This window comes from Sporosarcina obsidiansis (assembly GCF_009651005.1).
GTDB lineage: Bacteria > Bacillota > Bacilli > Bacillales_A > Planococcaceae > Sporosarcina > Sporosarcina obsidiansis.
In genome coordinates this window covers 178,617-200,131 of sequence record NZ_WHVW01000002.1, presented here as the reverse complement: position 1 = coordinate 200,131, position 21,515 = coordinate 178,617, and the positions used below count along the sequence as shown (strand labels likewise).

Sequence of the window (21,515 nt, the reverse complement as noted above, 5' to 3'; positions counted from 1 at the left end):
ATAAATACGTGAAGTTCGTTGCTAGAGAGAAGGAGAAACACAGCGACAAGTGTGTAAAGCGCATTCATAATCTTCTAAGTAAGGTTTAATTTCCGTGTTGTATATCTAAGTGTACGTCAACCATAAGAATCTTCCACGAAACGGATCTAAAGTAGTGAGTAAACATTTAGATAATGAAACCGATAATACCTTTGTGTGAAAATGTGAAAGAAAAAAGAAGAGGAGTAAAGAACTATGAAGAAGATGGGTATATTTCAAAGAAATTTAATTTTGACCTTAGTTATTTCAATATCTATCTTGGTCCTCTCGATTATTTTAATTAACTATTTTAGAAATCAAGAGAATCTTGAAAATGAAAAAGAGCAAACGGAAGAGTTAATAGAGGATAATCTATTAAGTGTTATTGAAGGTTCAGATGTAGCTTATTCAATTATCGAGCAATCACTTGCGGGAAAAATGGAAGCATTTACGAAAAATCTCCAAGAAGAATATCAAAAGAATCCAGATATAGCATCGTGGGATTTACAACAATTCAAAAAGCGTTTTGACGGTTTTGATATTTTTATAATTAACGACCAATTCGTTATCGAATATGCTACAAGGGAAGCTGATTTAGGCCTCGATTTGAAAGAATTTGGCTTGAAAGAGATTTTGCAACAACGAATGGATTCAGGTGCGTTTTTTACTGACCGTATTGAAATCAGCGAAGCGACTAAAGAGACGAATAAGTTCAGTTATACAGCGACTCGAGATAAAAAATATATGATTCAGATTGCGGCAACAGCTGATCAGTTTGCTGATTTAATTCAATCGTTGAACTTAGAAGAGGTAACTTCTGATTTGAAAGAGAAACATACATATATACAAGATATCGGTATTTATACAATTAATGTGGATGGAAAACCTGCTTATGCTATGAACAAAAATGATGAAAATGGAGATGCTTCCCTTCTACCTGAGTCATTAATGGAAGCGGGGATAAAGGCGATTGCTGACAATAAAGTAATCATTAACAAGAACACAGCTAGCGAATCTGGGATAGTTTATAAATTTATTCCTCAAATCGATGTAGATGCCAGTGAAGAAAATAAATATCGAGAATCTCGCTTGCTTGTTTTAACTTATGATGAAAATTATTTTAATGAAAGATTGAATACAAATAACATGACGGCCATTATAATAGTGTTCGTTTCTGTCATCGTTGCTGTCTTATTATCCATTGTGATTGGACGTCGAGTATCTCGACCCATTCATCAGTTCAGTGAAGTCATAGAACAAACAGCACAATTGAACTTCATGGAAAATGAGCAAATAGCCAACTTATTGCACCGAAAAGATGACTTTGGTGTTTTAGCTGAACAGTATGAAGGGATGCTTATTTCAGTACGAGGCGCTTTTGAAAAAGTCATCGACTCTTCTGATCAATTACTTGCCATGTCGAGTGAATTCACTGCGAGTGCAGACGAGACGAATATCGCTTCTGTCCAAATTTCCAATTCCGTTCAAGAAATGGCTTATGAAACTGAAAACCAAACACAGACTGTACAGAAAGCCGTTATAGATATTCAAACCATAATGGAAGCAGTAAATGGATTATCCAAGAACATTAGTAAGGTAAATGAACACGTACAACATACAGTAACCATTTCGACAATAGGAAATGCCAGGGTGAAGGATACTGAAAAGAATATGGAACAGATCGACAGCTATACGAGACAATCAAAAGAAACCGTCATGGAGCTACATGAAAAATCATCGAAGATTGAAAACTTCTCGACTTTCATCACATCCATTGCGGAACAGACAAATCTGCTGGCATTGAATGCAGCGATTGAATCCGCACGTGCTGGAGAAGCAGGCAAAGGATTTGCAGTAGTTGCTAATGAAGTTCGAAAACTAGCCGAGGAATCGAGCAATGCGGCAAACCATATACGCCAACTTATTAGTGAAATCAAACATGATATCTCAAAAACGGTAGACAGCATGACAGATGGGTATGAAGCTGTGACAAATGGTTCTGGTTTAGTCAATGAAGCAGGCGAAGCGTTTAGGAGCATTTTACTTGCAGTTCAGTCCGTGTCTGAACAGACGACCGAAGCGACAACGATATCAAATGAAGTGGAAAAAGTCATGGACAATTTGCTACTCTCCATTCAGCAAATCTCTGCATTGTATGAAAACTTGACAAACCACTCAGGCGAAATTGCAGCAACTACGGAAGAGCAGACTGCCACAGTTGAAGAAGTATCTTCAGCGGCTAAGCACTTATCTGATATAGCGGAAGACTTGAAAAATGAAATTGGGAAATTCACTGTGTAAATTAAAGAAGAGAAACGGAATAGTGAACATGTAAAAAGCCTGTGCTAGAAACAAATTTGTTTCTAGTACAGGCCTATTTTATTTATATGGAAGCCTCATAAATTGATTTCACGGCTTTTTCAAGCGCATTGTTAAATTCATCATCCGTCTGGTTTGCATTCAATTCCTGGCTCAGAGCACGTGAGAAACTTGCGATCAGTCCTTCGTTTTCTTTGAGCTTTTCATTTGCGTCATCCTTTGAATATCCTCCTGACAATGCCACAACTCGTACCACGCGTGGGTGATCGATAAGTTCCTTGTATAAGTTGGCTTCTGTTGGAATCGTTAACTTCAGCATGACGTTTTCATTGTCTTGTAACTGATCCAGGTGCTTTTGGATTTCATGTTTTAACAACTCTTCACAAGCTTTTTTATCAGCGCTGTTAATATCGACTTCAGGCTCAATAATCGGAATAAGGCCTGCTGCTATAATTTGTTTGCCAACTTCAAATTGTTGATCAACTACGTCTCGGATGCCTTTTTCATTCGCCTCTTTTATGACAGAACGCATTTTGGTTCCAAAAATGTTTCGTTCATTAGCACGTTGTAAGAGCTTATCCAAATCGGTAATAGGTTTCATTAATTGAACTCCATTTGCTTCTTCAGCCAGCCCTTTATCAATCTTTAGGAAAGGGACGATCCCTTTCTTTTCTGCTAAGTAATCTGCCGTGTACAAGCCTTCAATTTCTCGATCCATTGTTTGTTCAAAAAGAATTGCTCCCAGGATATGCTTTGCATCAAAAGCGGGGGAGGTAATGATACGTGTTCGCATGTCGTGAACTAACGTAAACATTTCATCCTCATTTGCGTATGTATCTTCTAGTATACCGTAGGCTGCCAAGGCTTTTGGTGTACTTCCGCCACTTTGGTCAAGTGCAGCAATAAAACCTTTGCCATTTTTCACTTTGTCGAATTGTTTTTCATTCATTTTATTCACTCCTCGCAAGTATTTGCTTTCTTCCGTCAGTTTAACATGAATCTGCTTTCCATGGATATTAAACAACGTATGAGTGACGCATATTATAAAAAATAGGTCATGGTAAAAATCTGTAAAATATTTCAGATATAAAAATGAGGAAATGAAGAAATCAGCTTAAATAATTTGCAGAAATTCGGGAACGCTATTCTATGAAGAACGAAAAATAAGGAGGGCATATGATGGCGAAAAATTACCCGAAACCGAATGATACAGCTGATAATAAAGAAAGGCTAAACAAAACGATTAGCAATATGGAAGCCGCCGAGGAAGCGATGAAATTTGCAGAAGGTAAGGAGCTTGCTAAGATCAAAGAGAAGAATGAGCGGAGAGCAGACAGCATTGAAGATTTAAAAAGCGAGATACAGGAAGAAGATAAATCTCGAATTAATGGATATATTTAAACATGTGCCCTGAACTGTACTTTAAATAGTTAAACTTTCCTGCTTATTAAGTTGAATAAAGCCAACGCAAAATAATCATTTTGCGTTGGATTGTTATGTGATTATATTCATACCAACTCAGTTCGTCACTGGCCACTTCTCTAATAGACTTAGATGATTTGTCCAAAAATCTTCGGGTTGAATTGGGTTTTTGATTTTCCCTGTCTCTACTAGCCATGATTGCAATTGGCTGTAGTAATCATCAGTCATAGAGAAATCATAGGTAAAACAAGGAATGGTTGCTTCCATTGTTTTAATGGCAAGCGTATCCTCTGCTCCAGCTTTTATATAGTCCAAGTAAATTGCTTTTGCCTCAACCTGTTGTTCGAATATGAAATCGATCGCTTTACGAAAGACTTTTGTAAATTTTCGTAGACTCTCTTCACGTTCGGATAGTACTTGGGAAGTTGTGATAAGAATTAATTGACAAAAATCAGGAATTCCCCAATCTTTTAACGCGAAGTAATCAACTTTTAATCCTTTGTGCTGTGCTTCGGTAATTTCGAAGTTTTTGAAAATGAGAGTGGCGGCGTCTGCTTTGTCAGTCTCTAGTGCGTCCGTATGGTAAAAACCATTGTTGACTGACTTAAAATCCTCATAGCTGCACGTTGCACCGTCATGTTCTGCCATTGTCTTGACGATGGCAAGTCCACCAAGACCAGGAGCACCAGGATATTGGATGCGTTTTCCAATCAAATCGCGTGGACGTTCGATTCCTTTTCCTTTCATATACATAACTCCACCGTTCGTATGCAAGAAGCGGGCAAAACCAACGACATCTTCACCTTCTGCACGATCTTCGACTAAGTGCAATGGTTCAGTAATAGCGATATCCATCTTTCCAGCCTTCATTTCATCTATTGCGTCGAAATGTTCCTCAGGTTCAACCATTTCAATTTCTAAATCTTCTTCTGCAAACCAGCCTTTTTTCATTCCAATAATGAGCGGCATATGGTCGGGATTCAAAAACCATTCTAATCCAATTATTAATTTCTCCATTAACGAACATCTCCTCATCCTTATACTTAAGTTAAACTCAATAAAAAAAGCGGATTCCTTCCGATGAAAGGAATCCGCATATTTCATTTGTGAAGTGAAATAAGCAAGCTCGCTTTCCTACGCTGGCACTAACCAGATCAGGTACAAAGGGTTAAAGACCGAGTCTTCTCTCAGCTTCTCTACGAAGCGCCCCTAGCAAAAAAATATATAACTAGCATTAATAATAGCATAGAAAAGCTAGAAATAAACGAAAAGAAAGTTATTTTACGAATTCAAGTAATAAATGTAAACCGTATTACAGTTAAGAATTTCTTTTTACTCTCTTTTTTGAAAGAATATAAAATTAAGAACAGACACAGATGTCGAATTATGTTGTTTTTAGTCGTTGAGTCTATTAGAATAGTGTAATGTACTTATTAGTTAAATAGTTAATAGTTTGGTTCTTTGCCTTCGGGTCAAAGATTAATAAGGAATCAGGTGAAAATCCTGAACGGTCCGGCCACTGTAATTGGGAAGTGACTTCTACATAGCCACTGGTTGAAAAACTGGGAAGGCAGAAGACACGTAGTATACCCATAAGTCAGGAGACTTGCCACACTATTCTCGCATGAAACCTTCCGGAAAAAGGTTGAATTGTGTATCGTTCAATCGATTTTTTATTGAAAAATACATGGCCTTCACCTCCTTTTTCGGAAGTGTGGGCTTTTTTATTGAAAAAAAAAGAAAAGGAAGGTGGATGTTGTTAGCTAAACTTGTTGACAACCAGAAGATTTATTAACAGATGACATAAGGAGAGAATATGATGAGACTTAATAAGATCACGAATGTATTTTTGATACTAGTTTTGCTGATGGGTATGCTACCTGCTTCAGCATTTCCTCAGATGGCTTTTGCGGAAGGTGACATTACAGAAACCGCCAACGTGACGGAAATCACGGACCAAGATGGTTTAGCCAACATGAGTGAAGGTGCCAGCTATAAGTTAGCAGATAATATTAATCTAACTGATTGGACGCCTATTAATTTTACCGGAACACTTGATGGTAATGGGAAGACGATTACGTTAAACGGGAAACCGCTGTTTAATAATTTGAATGGTACTGTGCAGAACTTGTTATTGGATGGGCAGGTAACTGAAACGAAAAACACAGGTGCACTGGCTTACACCATGACAGGTGGTCTCATACAAAATAGTTGGTCTGGTGCTTCCGTTACAGTTACTGAACGTTTCGGAAAGGTAGCTGGTCTCATTGGGGTAATGAGCGGTGGGGCGGCGCAAGGGGTTTTAGTAACAAGTAAACTAACGCCGGGGTCATTTGGTGATTCATATGGTATTGCTACAAATGGCAGTGGGGCTTCTTTTGCTAACTCCTATTGGACAGCCACTAACGCCAAATATGTAGCCCAAGCTGCAGGGAATGTGACTAATCCTGTTGAAAAAATAACTGCGACAGACTATGACGGAGTGTTAATTGTACTAAATGACTTAGTCTCCGTTTCCGCCGGGCTACGATCATGGGAAATTGTTGACGACATCCCTAAACCAGTGGGCTCCGTATCTGATGGAAGTGGTTCACAATATGTTGATAAATCAGTATTAAATGGAGTAATGGAGAAGACAAAGGGATATCAAAAGGAAGTATACACTCCTGTTAGCTGGGATAAATTACAACAGGCTATTGCTCTAGGAAAATCTCTAATAGAAAATGATAAAGCAACGCAGACAACCGTAAACAATGCTGTCAATTCACTAAATACTGCTATTGATGAACTAATCACGATGAAGCATTACACATTGCTTCAGAATGAATTGGAAAAAGTAAAGGCATTATACTTTGATGACTACACGAGTGTAAGCTGGAAGGAAATGATTAACGCTGATCTCATTGCATATAATGTGTATAAGGATGCTGGGTCTGCAACAAGTAAAGGTCTAACAGATGCAGATGTATTGAATGCGTATACGAATCTATCGGAAGCAATTAAAAATCTAGTTGAGCTACCTTGGATCGAAATTGCGACAGCTGAAGAGCTTTCTAGCATAGCTGACGGTCAACGATACCGTCTAACTGCTGATATTCTAGAGTATGCAGGGAATACAAATACATTTAGAGGTAAGCTGGACGGTAATGGTCACACTATCGCTTTTTCAGAAAGAGCAAAACCTCTATTTCATACGATTGCCGAAGGTGCTGAGGTCCGGAACCTTGGACTTACTGGTCAAGTAGTAGGTGGTGGTGCGTTCGCTGAAATTTTGAGTGGAAACATATTTAACTCGTATTCTTGGGTGAATGTTGATGGAGGGGACAAACCTTCAGGTGGCATCGCGGGGCAGGTACCTGCAAAACATTCGGCAGAAGTGGTGAACACATATGTTACTGGTACAGTAATCGGTACCCCTGCTGGTGGACTAATTGGTGAAAGTGGTAAATCTCTCTTCATCTGGAATAGTTACTGGGTATTTGGCGAAAAAGGCGTTGGTGAAGAAGACGTTGCTGAAGAAGACATTAGTACTACTGTTAGACAAAAGACATTAGATGAAATAATGGAAGAAGCTTTCTCTGCTTCTTTAAACGCGCAACGCGGAAAAACAGGAGTGAAATGGAATCGTAATAAGGAAGGTCTTCCATACTTTGGTCCTGAAGCTACTATTGAGGGAACTTTCTATCCTGTAGTAATGACTGATTTGGTAGATCAATCTACTAAAAAGATTACGAGTAAAAATGACATATTGACTACAAGTATTTTCGGTCAAGAGGATGGCTATGTTGCGCAGCTCAAGTTACAAGGCTACGAAGGACATGTTCGTTGGGAAGTCAAGTCCAATGAAACGAATTCACCGATCATCGTTGCGTCAACTAGCGGTAAGGTATTTATTCGTGGAGCAGGTACAGTCACGGTAAAGGCGCTAGATGTAAACGGGAAGGAAATTCAGTCTTTCACTCTTATAGCTGAAGCTCCACAATTATTTGATCTTGCACTTATTGTAAACGGTACTGATTTAACGGGAGATATCTATACCACTGCTGGCAGTGAAGATTTCAGTATTATACCTAGTGTTCGAGTGAACGGTGATAGATTCTCCCCAGCATTTGCAAGCTTATTCGATTGGACAAGCAGTAATCCGTCGGTCATAAATGTTGACACGAGAGGCTACATTACAGTGAAAAAAGTTGGTTCTGCTACGATTACAGTTTCTTTAGGAAACGTCAGCAAGACCATTACTGTCAATTCAGGTTATACAGCGGTAAAAAGTATTGAGCCTACATTTGAAGGCACTTACTATATTCACGGCCGCAATCCAAACTCCATCGGCCAGAATGATACACCTGGTGTAGCCAGCTTTAACCCTTTGCGAAACTTGGATGAGAGCGGTAATGTAATCGTTGGTAGTGAGTACCATATTGCGAAGGTACTGCCGAACAATGCTACTTACGCAAAAGATTATACAACAACAAGTGATAATAACGATGTTCTGACTTATAAGGGGTCCATGCAAAACAGTTTGGTACCACTTAAAGAAGGTAAAGTTAACCTTACTGTAACGAGTAATGATCCTAATCTGGTGTCAAAACCAAGTGGTACTTCAGAAGTAGAGATAAAATATTTCAATCCGCTAACTAGCTTGTCTACAAAAAATAGTACATTAACTGTGAAAAAAGGACAATCTATAGACGCCGGATTAGTTTTCAAGGGACCAAAGTCCAACGATAACTACCATGTGACAGAAAGCAACATGAAGTGGGAACAAACGGGCACAGGTGAAGTTTCTGCTTACCGTAATTATCCTGTCATTATGGTTAACGATGAGAATGGTTCTATAAAAGAAGGGACGGTTTCCAACGATCAGTGGCTAATCCGTGGTGTTAAAGAAGGAACCGTCACACTCACAGGAACACCGGTAGATGATAAAAACGGAGCTAAACCGATCACTTTGACGATTACAGTTACAACAGGCGATACGGTAATAGAAAAACCTGTTCAAGAACAGGTAAGCGATGCATTGAAACGAACAATAGAATACCAGACAGAGAAAGTCGGAAGTCTAAAATTTGGAAATGAATGGTCTGTTTTCGGCTTGGCTCGGGCTGGTTATGAAGGACCCGAAAATTTCTATGAATCGTATTACGCTTCTGTTTATGAACAAGTAGCCATAGAGATAGCAAAAGATACAAAACGCTGGGATAACAAAGTAACGGATGTTCAACGTGTCGCATTGGCACTAACAGCAATCGGAAAAGATCCGCGAGATGTAAATGGTGTAGATTTATTGGCCTACAGTTGGAACAAAAAAGCTAACTTTCCTGGTATGAACAATGGTGAGCTTGGTGATTACCAAGGATCTAACGAGTTGATTTTTGCATTGCTGTCAGTGGAAGCTCACAATAGCTTCACTCAGCCTAACGATGCTTCTATTACAATTGATGGCATGATCAACAAGCTGCTTGCAAACTATCAGCTGGAAGATGGCAGTTTCGGACTGTATGATAATAAATCATCTAGCGTAGATATGACCGCTATGGCCATTCAGGCATTAGCCAAGCACCAGGATCATCCTGCAGCAAAGGGTGCGGTAGAAAAGGCTATTACAAAACTCTCGACGATGCAAGGCATAGACGGCTCTTACGGAAACTCTGAATCCACCAGCCAGGTAATGTTGGCTCTTCTAGAAATGGGAATCAACCCACATACTGATAAGCGCTTCATTAAAGGTGGATTCAGTCTGTTTGATGGTCAGATGACGTACAGTAATCCGGACGGCTCTTTCTCCCATATGTTTAGTGGTAATGGCAATCCTATCGCAACAGACCAAGCGCTACATACGTTGGTAGCACTAGATCGTTTCTTTAATGACAAAACTAGTCTTTATGATATGAATGATATCGAACTAAAAGGTGATACAGACAACACAGCTGTTACTGGAATCGAAATATCTCCAAAGTACAGTGAGGTGCAGGTAGGTGAGAGTGTCCAATTGACAGCCTCGGTCCTTCCTGTAAAGGCTAGTAATAAGACAGTCATATGGTCTAGTAGCAATGCGGATATTGCGAAGGTAAATGCTGCTGGTCTAGTGACAGGGATTTCTGACGGAACGGCCACCATCACCGCTACTACAGCGGAAGGAAACTTTACAGCTACCGCAACTCTTATGGTAACGAAAGTAACTCCTCCTACGGTTCCAGAAAAGAAAAAGACGGTAACGATTTCGGTAGAAAAACAAACAATTGGACAAGGGAACATTATTTCGTCCACTACCGTTCCCATTCAAACTGGAGATACGGCATTCACAGCATTGCAACGAATTGCGAATGAAAAAGGCATTTCAGTTCAATCCATCGGTAACGGAAGTACGTTATATGTACAAGCCATCGATAATTTAGGTGAATTTGATCATGGTACCGGAAGTGGCTGGATGTATTCCGTAAATGGTATCTTCCCTGAATATAGCGCTGGATTGTATCAACTTAAAGAAGGAGATGTCCTTCGCTGGCGATATACGACAAATCTAGGTGCGGATTTAGGCAGTCCAAGTCCAGAACCAAAACCAGAACCAAAACCAGAGCCGAAGCCAGAGAAACCACCAGTTGCAGAAGCACCCAAACATGTGGAAACTGTAATTAAGGATAATAAAGTTGAAATCCAAGTTAAGGATGACAAGACCGGGACGAGCAAACCCGCACAAATCGAGAATAATCAAGTAGTCGGTGGGTTCCTGATTGTTCAAATTGGTAACAATGGAGAAGAAATAAAGGGGGGTATCAACCTTCCAGAAGGTACTATGAAAGTGGTTGTACTTGATAACGACAAACCATATGAATATTTTGATATCGTAAGTGATACGGTTCCGAATAAAGAATGGAATGTTAGTTTCTCAGGTGCGTTGTTAAACAACCGTGAAAATCTAGAAAGAATTACAGTTCAAAACGCGGCTGGAGAAAAAGTGGATATGAAAGTAAAGCTTTCTGATGATGGAAAAACAGTAAGTATTCAGCCGAATGCTTATTATGAAAAAGGAGAGCTATACTATATAACGATTTCGGAAATTATGTCGGCTAGTGGCAAAAAATTAAAAAAAGATATTCGTAAAATTTTTATTGTTGAATAATTAACGGATGGAACATGAAATCCCTTGGATGAACTTTAGCGGTTCACCCAGGGGATTTTCTTTGTGTATTTTCTTTATGTCAGGATCGAAGAACCAAACAATCAAGTTGATTTGAACTATAGTTAGTGACATTATTTCTTCCCCTGGTAGTAAATGTTACCTCTTTTGATATTTGATACATCAAAAGCTTTCTAATGAAACTTCCTTTTTACAAAGTAGGACGTTACGTACTGCATTTACAAAAGGCTCAATTGATTCGTCCAAAAAACATCGGGATTTACGGTGTTTTTAATTTTTCCTACGTCTGCTACCCATGTTTGGAGTTGACTGTAATATTCGTTGGACATAGAGAAGTCATAGGTGAAGCAAGAAATAGTCGCGTCTATGGTCTTATGGGATAAAGCATCTTCAGGATCAACCCCTACGTAGTGTAGGTAAATTGCTTTTGCCTCTTCTGGATGCTCAAAAATAAAATCGATGGATCTTCTTAAGACTTTGACGAATTTCTGCAGCCTCTCTTTATGTACATCTAGCATTTGAGGAGTAGTAATCAGTATTAGCTGGCAGAAGTCCGGAATACCCCAGTCCTTTAGAGCAAAGTAATCGACATCGAATTCTTTGTATGATGCTTCCGTAATCTCAATGTTATGAAAAATTAAAGCTGCAGCCTCTGCTTGGCCACTCTCAAGCGCATCTAAATGATAAAAACTGTTGTTGACGGGATAGAAATCTTCATAGCTACACGTGGCTCCGTCTTGTTCTACCATGGTCTTTACGATTGCTAAACCATTAAGGCCGGGCGCACCTGGATATTGAATTCGTTTGCCGATCAAGTCTCGTGGGCGTTTGATGCCTATTCCATTCAGATACATGACACCACCGTTTGTATGTAAGAATCGTGCAAAGCCTAGGATATTGACTCCATCTGCGCGATTTTCAACTAATTGCACCGGCTCGGTAATGGCTAGATCTATTTCTCCAGCTTTTATTTTATCAAGAGAATCGAATTGATCCATTGGTTCGATCATCTCAATCTCCAATTGTTCCTCTGTAAACCAACCTTTTTTTATTCCGATTATTAGTGGCATATGAGCAGGATTCAAAAACCAGTCTAACCCAATTGTTAACCTATACATTTTCAAACTCCTCCTTCTATAAAAAGTGGGTTCCACCAGAGAACAGGAATCAATATATTATACAAATGAATATACTTTGTATTCATGCTTTTCGAGTTGTTATTAATCGAAATAGGCTTAAATTCTTGATGTCTATTTTCGACAACTATCCAAAGTATAATTAGTAAAATGATAAATAGGTACTAAAAGTAAGCATAGCATAGGTGAGTAGAAAGTAAACAGAAAATATTGTTATTTAGGAATATCAATTACACATCGCTAATATGGTATTCATAGATATATGCCTCACCATTATCTTTAGCTTAATTGGGTGTAAAACTGTCTAGCGAAAATAGAGTTTATGGATTAGCTCTTTTTTCATTTGTGGGTTGCGAGAATGTCGGTATACTATTCAAATGGCGAAATAATGAGGAAAATCAGAAAGAGCATACTTCATGTTCTTTCTGATTTTTTTTATGAATTTAAATACTTTTTCTGTAAAAAAGTCAAGCGACAAGATTTGTTTAATATAGTTTTTCACAATAAATTCACAATCCATTTTTTCTTTTATCTGGTTTGGATTCTAATATTTTTATAACCTGCTAATATATAAAATCTATATAAGAACCTTTTGTGACAACGGTTGTTAACTGTTGCCGTTTATCTAAAAAGAGAATAATATAGGTTTCACGAAAGTGTTCATTTACTTTAAATGTAATAAACATTAACTTTGTTTACTATTTAAAAATAGTTAATAAAGTATGAACTCTTTAAATATATGAGAAAGAGGGGAGTACCCATTGAAGAAGAAATGGTTATTGATTTCGAGTTTTCTACTTATGATTTTATCCGGTTGCGATAATCCGTTGCTCATTTTTGACCCTAAAGGACCGCAGGCTAAAACGATTTCAGATACGATTCTCTTTTCTATCTTAATGATGGCAGCGATTCTATTCGTCGTTTATGTCCTTTTTGCTTTTATGTTAGTGAAGTACCGAGCATCCAAATTAGCGGATGATTACGAGCCGCCACATGAAGAAGGTAGCAAATGGCTTGAAATAACGTGGATTACAATTCCGGTAATTATTGTAGTGATCTTGTCAGTCGTGACGGTACGATCCACATTAGAAGTAGAAAGTACACCGAAAGCCTATGCAAATGAAGAGCCACTTATTATCTATGCTTCATCTTCCAACTGGAAATGGCATTTTAGTTATCCTGAAGAAGGCATAGAGACAGTGAATTACGTCAATTTCCCAGAAGATCGACCTATAGAATTCAAGCTTTATTCGTATGGTCCTATCTCAAGTTTCTGGATCCCTCAGCTAGCTGGTCAAAAATATGCGATGAGTGATATGGTGACAACTATTCATCTTGCAGCGGATACTCCAGGATCTTATATGGGGAAAAACTCTAACTTCAGCGGGAAAGACTTCGCACATATGGAGTTTGAAGCACAAGTGTTAACTGCAAAACAATATGATGAGTGGGTGCAAGATGTGAAAGACACGGCACCTAAGTTAACAGAAGAAGAGTTCAATCAATTACTTGAACCAGGTGTATTGGGCCGTAAAACTTATACATCCACACACTTAGAGTTTAGTCCAGCTCCTGAAGGCGAGAATGCTGGTCATCATCACGGAGATGATATGGATATGACGCATGAAACTGAATCAGATATGCACGGTGAACATCAACACAACTAGTTTCAACCCTAACCTCGAAAGGAGTCAACATCTATGAAATGGGATGAATTTTTTGTCACCGGAGAGCCGATGATATACGCAGCGATGGTCAGCATTGTACTCGTATCTATCGCAATACCAGTAGGCCTTACGTACTTTAAAAAGTGGGGATATCTGTGGCGTGAATGGCTGACAACGGTTGACCATAAAAAGATCGGTGTCATGTACATTATTGCAGCTTTACTCATGTTGTTCCGTGGTGGCGTTGATGCCCTCTTAATGAGAGCACAAACAGCGGTACCGAATAACGGGTTACTTGACGGACAGCATTACAATGAAATTTTTACTACTCATGGGATCATCATGATTCTCTTTATGGCAATGCCATTCATTATTGGTTTAATGAACGTTGTCATTCCGCTTCAAATTGGAGCACGAGACGTTGCGTTTCCTCGTTTAAACGCGGTCAGCTTCTGGCTCTTCTTTTTCGGAGCGATGCTGTTGAATATTTCTTTCGTTATTGGAGGATCACCTGACGCTGGTTGGTCTGCATATTTCCCGCTAGCTAGTTTGGAATTCAGTCCAACTGTCGGGAATAACTACTACTCACTGGCTTTGCAAATTGCAGGGATCGGAACGCTCATGACAGGGATTAACTTCCTTGTGACAATTTTAAAAATGCGTGCTCCTGGTATGAAATTAATGAAAATGCCGATGTTTACGTGGTCCATCTTGATTACGAGTGTCATCATCATTTTCGCTTTCCCTGTATTAACAGTTGCTCTTGCACTGATGATGCTCGACCGCCAATTTGGCACACAGTTCTTTGCGATGCAAAATGGCGGGATGGACATGCTATGGGCAAACTTGTTCTGGGTATGGGGCCATCCGGAAGTCTATATTGTCATTTTGCCAGCATTTGGTATTTACAGCGAGATTATCGCTACGTTTGCGCGAAAAAACTTGTATGGCTATAAATCAATGGTCTATAGTATGGTCGCCATTTCATTACTGTCATTCTTAGTATGGGTTCACCACTTCTATACAATGGGACATGGCGTCATGGTTAATAGTGTCTTCTCGATTACGACGATGGCGATCGCGATACCTACGGGTGTCAAAATATTTAACTGGCTCTTCACATTGCGGCGAGGAAAAATCAGCTTTACCACGCCAATGCTTTATTCGCTCGCGTTCATTCCGATTTTTACGATTGGTGGGGTGACGGGGGTCATGCTAGCGATGGCAAGTGCCGACTATCAATATCACAATACGATGTTCTTGGTCGCTCACTTCCACTATGTATTGATTCCGGGTACCGTATTTGCCGTTATTGCAGGCTTCCATTATTGGTTCCCTAAACTATTCGGCTTTAAATTGAATGAAAAACTGGGTAAATGGTCGTTCTGGTTTATCGCCATTTCATTCAACGTAACTTTCTTCCCGTTATTCATTCTTGGATTAAACGGGATGACGCGCAGAATGTATACCTATTCTGAAAGTACAGGCTACGGTCCGTTAAATATGCTTTCCATGGTCGGTGCTGTCGGCTTAACAATCGGTTTCATCTTGCTTGTCTACAATATCTATTGGAGTACAAGATATCAGCCGCGCGAAGTGACAGGTGATCCTTGGGATGCGCGGTCATTGGAATGGAGTACGCCTAGTCCTGTTCCAGAGTACAACTTTGCGAAGACGCCAGTTGTCGATAAATTGGATGCCTTCTGGTTCGCTAAAAAAGAGGGGAAACCGTTGACTGAGGAAGGCTCCTATGAACCGATTCATATGCCAAACAATAATGGACAACCGTTTATCATGGGTGTGGCATTCTTCTTCTTTGGTTTCTTTATGGTCTTCAGTTGGTGGATTCCTGCGATCATTGCAGGCTTGTTCATCTTAGGAACGATGACATATCGAACATTCGAACAAGATCACGGACATTACATCTCTGTTGAAGAAATTGAACAGACAGAAAATGCATTGAGAGGTGAGAAAAAATGAAGATAGATCACTCTTTGCCACTTGAATATAGTACAGAGGAAAATAAGATGAAAATCTTGGGGTTCTGGATCTTTCTAGGTGCGGAAATTGTATTGTTCTCTACACTATTCGCTGTCTACTTTACGTTGCAAAATAACGTGGGGAATGGTCCGGCTGGTAGTCATATTTTTGAACTCACTCCTGTAATGATCGAGACAATTGTATTGCTTTCCAGTAGTTTTACCATTGGACTTGGCATTCACGCCATGAGACTTGGCAATAAAAAAGCGATGATGACTTTCTTTGGAATTACCCTCCTTTTTGGGCTTGTGTTCTTAGGTGTGGAAATTACAGAATTTGTTACTTATGTACATGAAGGCGCGACCATGCAGACAAGCGCATTCCTATCCGCGTTATTTACGTTGCTCGGAACACATGGTGCCCACGTGACATTTGGTTTACTGTGGGGCGGTGCGATCTTGATGCAAGTAAAAAAACGTGGTTTAACACCCGAAACGGCAAATAAATCATTTATCTTTTCTTTGTATTGGCATTTCTTAGATGTTGTCTGGATCTTCATTTTCAGCTTCGTCTATCTGAAAGGAATGATGTAACATGAAACAACTTTTCCCGGTTCCACATGTGATCGGTTTTGTTTCTTCCTTACTCCTTTCACTTATTGCGCTTGTAGTTGTTAAGTTTCACCTATCATTTGGTATGGGCATGACGATACTAGGAATCACTGCCTTAATCCAAGCAGCATTACAGTTATTTCTCTTTATGCATGTAGGAGAAAATGAAAACAAGTCCGTTCTTCTAACCAATATTGGTTACGCATTATTTGTAGGGCTGGTTACTATTTTTGGTACGTTGTTTGCGATGATGTGGGGTTATCAAATGATTTGAATACAAGAGAGGCATCATGCGCATATGCATGGTGCCTCAGACTGTAGACAAAGGAAAAGAAAGAGGGAAAGGTACCGTTGATCTACGTTCCAGACGGACGCTTTCCGGAGGGCGTGGCTTGAGCCTCCTCGTCCGCTTCGCTCCCTGCGGGGTCTCAAGTCTCACGCTGATCCTCTCGGAGTCGCCGCCTTCCACTACGATCAACTAGCGTAATTCTTTAGTTTTTTAAGCGGATCGGCCATTTCTAGTTCGTAAAAGAGAGTATTGTTACCTTTTTGAGAATTGTTAGAGACTAATACCAATGAAAAAGTTAAAGTTAATGAACGAACCTTTTATTGGGGTTTGTCTACAAGCTGAGGCATCATGCGTATATGCATGGTGCCTTTTTCATTTCAAAAAATGAATCTTTACAAACGCGATGGTTGTTTACATGAGTATCTAGATCCAATGCTGCATATATATAGAAGGGGATTTTAGATCAAGAGCGATTGAGTAAAGTTAAGGGAGGAATGAACATGAATAATGGACAAGATCAACCGAACAAGAAAGCAGTGCAAAACGAATATATCGAAACACCTGTTAAAACGATTTTCAATAAGTTCGCCAACCAAAAAGACGTGTCCCTCATATATGGGGAACCGATTGAACTTGGTTTGCAAAAGGTAGTTCCTGTGGCAAAAGTTAAATACGCAGTTGGTGGCGGTGGTGACGGGAGCGGAGGAGAAGGTGGCGGTGGTGCTTTTACTATTAGACCCGTTGGCGTATATGTTATCACACCTGACCAAGTGAAGTTTGAGTCTACTTTGGATGTGAAAAAACTAACCGAATTGACTGTGATGGTTGGTGGTGTTTTAGGGTTGTTGGCGCTTTGTAAGGGAAAGTGATTTGGAATACATGATAGAGAAATCATAAGGCTTTTCATTAGTTCTGCGTGCTATTGAAAAGCTCTTTACATGATATCCCGATCAATCGAAGCCTGTGAAGCAGTGACCAATCTACAAACAAGAAGGGGGGTTCTAGTGTAATAAAGAATACAATTAATATGGTAGCATATCTAATTATCTACTAAACATTGATTTTAAGAGGAAGAACATTAAAAGTCGTTGGGAATAGATTTTCAACGGCTTTTTCGTTGTGTTCTGTTTTAGCAGGCTTAAAAATTGTCGCTATACTTTTACCTAGTGCATAAGCTATTAAAGTAAAGAAGAATAAAAGGAGGTGCTCATGAAGGATGAGTTTATTTATTAATAACGATCAGCATAAAAATATGTATAAAAATCAAGAAGAAATAAAAGACAGTAATCAGAAGTTTTTTAGGAGCGATCCTTTATCCGAGCTATTGAAGGAGCAACAAAAGATAAATAAATCATTTTACCAATCCATTGGTGATCTGAAAATGAGAGGTAAACAACAAAAAAATAGGCAAAATGAGTATCAGGATGAAATGGACCAACAGTTTAAAGAATTTAAAGAATTTTTTGATAGAAAAAATAAGTATGTCGTACAAAAGCTTTTAGATTTAGAAGCTGGAAATCGAAAATTACGACAACAATTTAATAATAAACAGTTATCAGAAGAAAAATGGATCGAACAAATAAATTCCATTCAGAAGTCAAACGATGAAATCATAGTTCAGCTTACACAATACGCCTTAACAAGTGAACAAATAGAAAAGAAAGTATATGAACAAATTACAGCGCAAAAGAAATTGAACGAACAATTCTTGGATCAAACAGAAAGTCAACTAGATGTTATTAAACGACTAGAAATTCAAGAGGAAACTTTTGGGGAAACTCAAAAACAAGTGGATCATTTTCTCTCGATTGAATTAAAGTGTCACTTAAATGAACTTAAAGAATTACATGGAAAGCATGAAATAACAGAACAAAAGCTGATGGATTTAGATACGGAAAACCAGAAATTAGAACAACAGTTTATTAATAATCAGTTATCCTCTCAAGAGTGGATTAATCAAATGATTTCCATTCAGAAATCAAACGATGTATTGAGGGAGCAACTAGAACAATCTGCACGTAGAAGTGAAGAAATAGAGAAGAAGGTAGATGAACAAATTCTAGCTCAAAAGCAAAAGAATGAACAGGTTTTAGAACTAGTAAAGAAGCAAACAGATGATATAAATCGAATAGATAATAAAGAAGTAATTTCAGAGAGAGTTTTAAGGCAAATTAGAGCACTTGTAGAAGAGCAAACAGCAGAAAAAATTAAAAAGTTGCCAGCGGGAAATAAAATAGACGCGGATGATGTGCAAGTGCAGAAATCTAAAACTACAATTCATAAATTGAAAAAGGAAAATCCAGATTTATTTCAACATATAAAAAAGAAGAAAGTCGTACTGATTGAATTGGAAGAACGATCGCTGAAGGAAGATAATAATCAACAAATAGAGTGTACTCTTATTAATCAAACTGAAAGATCGGAAAGGAAGGGAAAGGAACCAGAAAAATCGAGTTTTCAGAAAAATGATTTCCGCAGAAATGAAGGAATTCAAAAAACTTCTCTGAGAAGGAAGAAGATATTTGGGGATACAAAGCATAATAAAAAATATTACGTAAACAAAAAATTTAGTAAATACCCAAGAATAGATGATTTTTAACAAAATAATTATCAGGTGGCAAGAAAGGGTGGTAAGTGTGACGAAAGGTGACAACGATCAATTAAAAAATGAATTGAAGAAACTATTTCCTGAAGTAGAACAAATAGATGGAATACTGGATCAAATAGAACTAAACGTGGTTGCTAACAATACGACTTATGAAGTAAAGGAAGTGAACCAACAAGAACTAGAAGCCATTAAAAAGTCAGCGCTAAGTATAGATGGGAGGTTTGAAAAAGTCGAATCCAATGAGTCGAAAAAGAATATGGAGACACTACATCTGATAAGAGATAAGCTGACGACTTTAGATGAGAAAATGGATAGAATTATTCGATATTTGGACGCAAAAGGATGCTAGATTTTGAGACCTTGACGTTTTCTTGTAACTTTATTTAACAAAGACATTAATACCCCCTCTCATTATTTGTTGGCCATCTTTTAGTGACTTATTCCAGGATACAAAATACAATTGGAGAGTGGGAAATTATAATATGTAAATAAAAGGCAGCCACTTCATTGAAGTGGCTGCCTTTGTTCATCGCACTATATTAAGCGTTTAAATCAAGATCTTCAATACCACTTCCAGCTCCATTTGTAGGACATGGACCAGGTGCTTGAGCAAACTCATCTTCAACCGTAACCGTATTGTTTAATCTAAATGCAGGTGCGGCAATTAATAAATTTTCCTTTTTCCAGAGCTTGTCAATAATAAAACCTCTCACAATAAGCTCTGTTCCATCAGTTGAAACAGTACAATTTAGATAAACTTGTACACAAGATCCATCTACGATTTTAAGAGCGTCTCTAGCATATACACGGCGTCCAATACCAGGATCTGTTGATACGCTAAAGAAGCGAGAGCAAGAAAAATCGTGTGTGTCATTGATTACTATTGCACAAGTTGTATCGCTGGGATTAGGAACGATTACTTGATAACCAATCGTAACATCAACTGCAGAACAATCTTCATTTGGTGCTTCATTGGCACATGTTAGAATTACCTCACAGTTGTCTGGATCGATTGGAGAAACAACTCCGCGACAGTTTTGGGAACCGGCAAAATCAGTAATCGGATACCTCTTTTCAAATGTGTCTACACAAATAAAGCGATCTTGATGGGCACAAATTAAGGTGAATGGGTCAAAGCCAATTATTGAACCAAGTGAATTTTGAAGTTTTGGTGGAAACGCACCTGTCTGTTCATATAAAGACTGTAAATCCATTCCCTTACTTTCATTCTCTTTTGTCATTTAATTTCCTCCTAAAACAATTTTGTAAGACCTTACACTTATACTATATGTACGAAGGATTAAAGCGCTTGGATGTAAACCCTATTGACAGTGTATAATTATTAAAGTTGTTGTTAAGAAAATACTTTTGTATATTGAGAGTGTGAACGTGAGTTATTCTAAATTAGTAGAGGTGTTTACATGAAGTCAAAACCAATCTACGTAGAAATACCAATTAACGTCCCCATTCAGCGAGTCTGGGATGCATCCCAAGATCCTGAACTCCACGCACAATGGGATGTACGTTTTTCATCCATATGCTATCTTCCAAAAGAAGAAGATCAACCACAGCTTTTTACTTATACCAGAAGTGTAGGTCCGCTTCTGACCGTGGAGGGATGGGGGAAAAGCAGTGGTTCTGCTCATTTAGCTAATGGTACGCGAAGTTCTTCTCTTCATTTTGGGACAGATCAGAAAATATCACCGATCAAAGAAGGACGAGGGTATTGGAAATACGAGCCGATCGAAGACGGAACTAGATTTTTAACGCAATATGACTATACATCGAATTTTGGAAGAGTGGGTCAATTCATTGACGTGTTTTTTAGACCAATGATGGGTTTTGCGACGGCGTTAAGTTTTGATGTATTGAAAAGATGGCTAGAGAAAGGAGAAGCGCCAGCCTCACAGTATCAGCGATATTTCATGACACAGCTTCTAACCGTTTTTTTTTGTGTTTTTATGGTTCTATCAAGGCCTTGTGCCGAAGCTGATTGCAATGCATCCGCAAGAAAAGTCTATGATCGCAAGTGGATTATCTTTATCTGATATTCAGGAGACGAATGTCGTGTTGGCTATAGGAGTAGCTGAAGTACTATTCGGTCTTATCTGGCTTATTTATCGGAACAAATGGCATCTATTAGTCGTGCAAATTATCGCATTTCCTCTTTTGACACTTGCAGCACTCATCGCTTCACCCGTAACAGCAATCCATCCATTTAATCCAGTCACTTTCAATCTATCGTTGATCGTATTAACTGCAATCGGACTGTTGGTGAGTCGAGATGTACCGACTGCTTCATCATGTAAAAGAAAGAGGTAACA

At 38.7% G+C, this 21,515-nt stretch carries 16 protein-coding genes and 2 riboswitches; of the genes, 12 read left to right on the top strand and 4 right to left on the bottom strand.

Annotation, left to right across the window (positions count from 1 at the left end; genetic code table 11):
• Nucleotides 1-234: 234 nt before the first annotated feature.
• Nucleotides 235-2,319, top strand: a complete 2,085-nt coding sequence (locus tag GD002_RS02510; RefSeq protein ID WP_153730753.1) for a methyl-accepting chemotaxis protein — start codon at nt 235-237, stop codon at nt 2,317-2,319.
• 82 nt (nt 2,320-2,401) lie between these two features.
• On the opposite strand, the gene GD002_RS02505 is transcribed toward GD002_RS02510, so the two are convergent.
• Nucleotides 2,402-3,286, bottom strand: coding sequence for a fructose bisphosphate aldolase (locus tag GD002_RS02505; protein ID WP_153730752.1), 885 nt, complete (start codon nt 3,284-3,286; stop codon nt 2,402-2,404).
• A 230-nt stretch (nt 3,287-3,516) separates the two neighbouring features.
• Here GD002_RS02505 and GD002_RS02500 point away from each other — a divergent pair, with 230 nt between their 5' ends.
• Complete coding sequence (locus tag GD002_RS02500; RefSeq protein WP_153730751.1) at nt 3,517-3,738, top strand: small, acid-soluble spore protein tlp; 222 nt, start codon at nt 3,517-3,519, stop codon at nt 3,736-3,738.
• A gap of 117 nt (nt 3,739-3,855) precedes the next feature.
• Here the strand turns inward: GD002_RS02500 and GD002_RS02495 are convergent, their stop codons facing one another.
• Entirely contained in the window at nt 3,856-4,776 is a 921-nt protein-coding gene (locus GD002_RS02495; protein ID WP_153730750.1) for an ABC transporter substrate-binding protein, read from the bottom strand.
• 97 nt (nt 4,777-4,873) lie between these two features.
• Nucleotides 4,874-4,980, bottom strand: a riboswitch (TPP riboswitch).
• A 216-nt stretch (nt 4,981-5,196) separates the two neighbouring features.
• Nucleotides 5,197-5,387: riboswitch (cobalamin riboswitch) on the top strand.
• Between the two features lie 191 nt (nt 5,388-5,578).
• Here GD002_RS02495 and GD002_RS02490 point away from each other — a divergent pair.
• Entirely contained in the window at nt 5,579-10,882 is a 5,304-nt protein-coding gene (locus tag GD002_RS02490; RefSeq protein ID WP_194841443.1) for an Ig-like domain-containing protein, read from the top strand.
• A 236-nt stretch (nt 10,883-11,118) separates the two neighbouring features.
• Here GD002_RS02490 and GD002_RS02485 read toward each other — a convergent pair whose 3' ends face one another.
• On the bottom strand, nt 11,119-12,018 hold the full coding sequence (locus tag GD002_RS02485) for an ABC transporter substrate-binding protein (RefSeq protein WP_153730748.1): 900 nt from the start codon (nt 12,016-12,018) through the stop codon (nt 11,119-11,121).
• A gap of 779 nt (nt 12,019-12,797) precedes the next feature.
• Between GD002_RS02485 and qoxA the strand changes: the two genes are divergently transcribed.
• The 7 genes from qoxA (at nt 12,798) to GD002_RS02450 (ending at nt 19,540) form a co-directional block, all read left to right on the top strand.
• Nucleotides 12,798-13,703: a cytochrome aa3 quinol oxidase subunit II gene (gene qoxA / locus GD002_RS02480; protein WP_194841442.1), complete on the top strand. Its 906-nt coding sequence runs from the start codon at nt 12,798-12,800 to the stop codon at nt 13,701-13,703.
• Nucleotides 13,704-13,736: 33 nt separating this feature from the next.
• Nucleotides 13,737-15,683, top strand: a complete 1,947-nt coding sequence (qoxB, locus tag GD002_RS02475) for a cytochrome aa3 quinol oxidase subunit I (protein WP_153730747.1) — start codon at nt 13,737-13,739, stop codon at nt 15,681-15,683.
• Nucleotides 15,680-16,276: a cytochrome aa3 quinol oxidase subunit III gene (gene qoxC, locus GD002_RS02470; protein ID WP_153730746.1), complete on the top strand. Its 597-nt coding sequence runs from the start codon at nt 15,680-15,682 to the stop codon at nt 16,274-16,276. The genes qoxB and qoxC overlap by 4 nt, the downstream gene beginning before the upstream one ends.
• 1 nt (nt 16,277) lies before the next feature.
• Nucleotides 16,278-16,568, top strand: a complete 291-nt coding sequence (qoxD, locus tag GD002_RS02465) for a cytochrome aa3 quinol oxidase subunit IV (RefSeq protein WP_153730745.1) — start codon at nt 16,278-16,280, stop codon at nt 16,566-16,568.
• A gap of 515 nt (nt 16,569-17,083) precedes the next feature.
• Entirely contained in the window at nt 17,084-17,452 is a 369-nt protein-coding gene (locus tag GD002_RS02460; protein WP_194841441.1) for a spore germination protein GerW family protein, read from the top strand.
• 347 nt (nt 17,453-17,799) lie between these two features.
• Nucleotides 17,800-19,182, top strand: a complete 1,383-nt coding sequence (locus tag GD002_RS02455) for a coiled-coil domain-containing protein (protein WP_153730743.1) — start codon at nt 17,800-17,802, stop codon at nt 19,180-19,182.
• A 37-nt stretch (nt 19,183-19,219) separates the two neighbouring features.
• Nucleotides 19,220-19,540 carry a hypothetical protein gene (locus tag GD002_RS02450; protein WP_194841440.1) on the top strand — a complete coding sequence of 107 codons (321 nt, stop codon included), beginning with the start codon at nt 19,220-19,222 and terminating at the stop codon, nt 19,538-19,540.
• Between the two features lie 190 nt (nt 19,541-19,730).
• On the opposite strand, the gene GD002_RS02445 is transcribed toward GD002_RS02450, so the two are convergent.
• The gene (locus tag GD002_RS02445; RefSeq protein ID WP_153730741.1) at nt 19,731-20,432 is read right to left on the bottom strand and encodes a hypothetical protein; all 702 of its coding nucleotides are present in this window, start codon (nt 20,430-20,432) and stop codon (nt 19,731-19,733) included.
• A 180-nt stretch (nt 20,433-20,612) separates the two neighbouring features.
• Between GD002_RS02445 and GD002_RS02440 the strand changes: the two genes are divergently transcribed.
• Nucleotides 20,613-21,239 carry an SRPBCC family protein gene (locus GD002_RS02440; protein WP_330583374.1) on the top strand — a complete coding sequence of 209 codons (627 nt, stop codon included), beginning with the start codon at nt 20,613-20,615 and terminating at the stop codon, nt 21,237-21,239.
• Nucleotides 21,190-21,513, top strand: a complete 324-nt coding sequence (locus GD002_RS18115; RefSeq protein WP_330583373.1) for a DoxX-like family protein — start codon at nt 21,190-21,192, stop codon at nt 21,511-21,513. The genes GD002_RS02440 and GD002_RS18115 overlap by 50 nt, the downstream gene beginning before the upstream one ends.
• Nucleotides 21,514-21,515 lie beyond the last annotated feature (2 nt).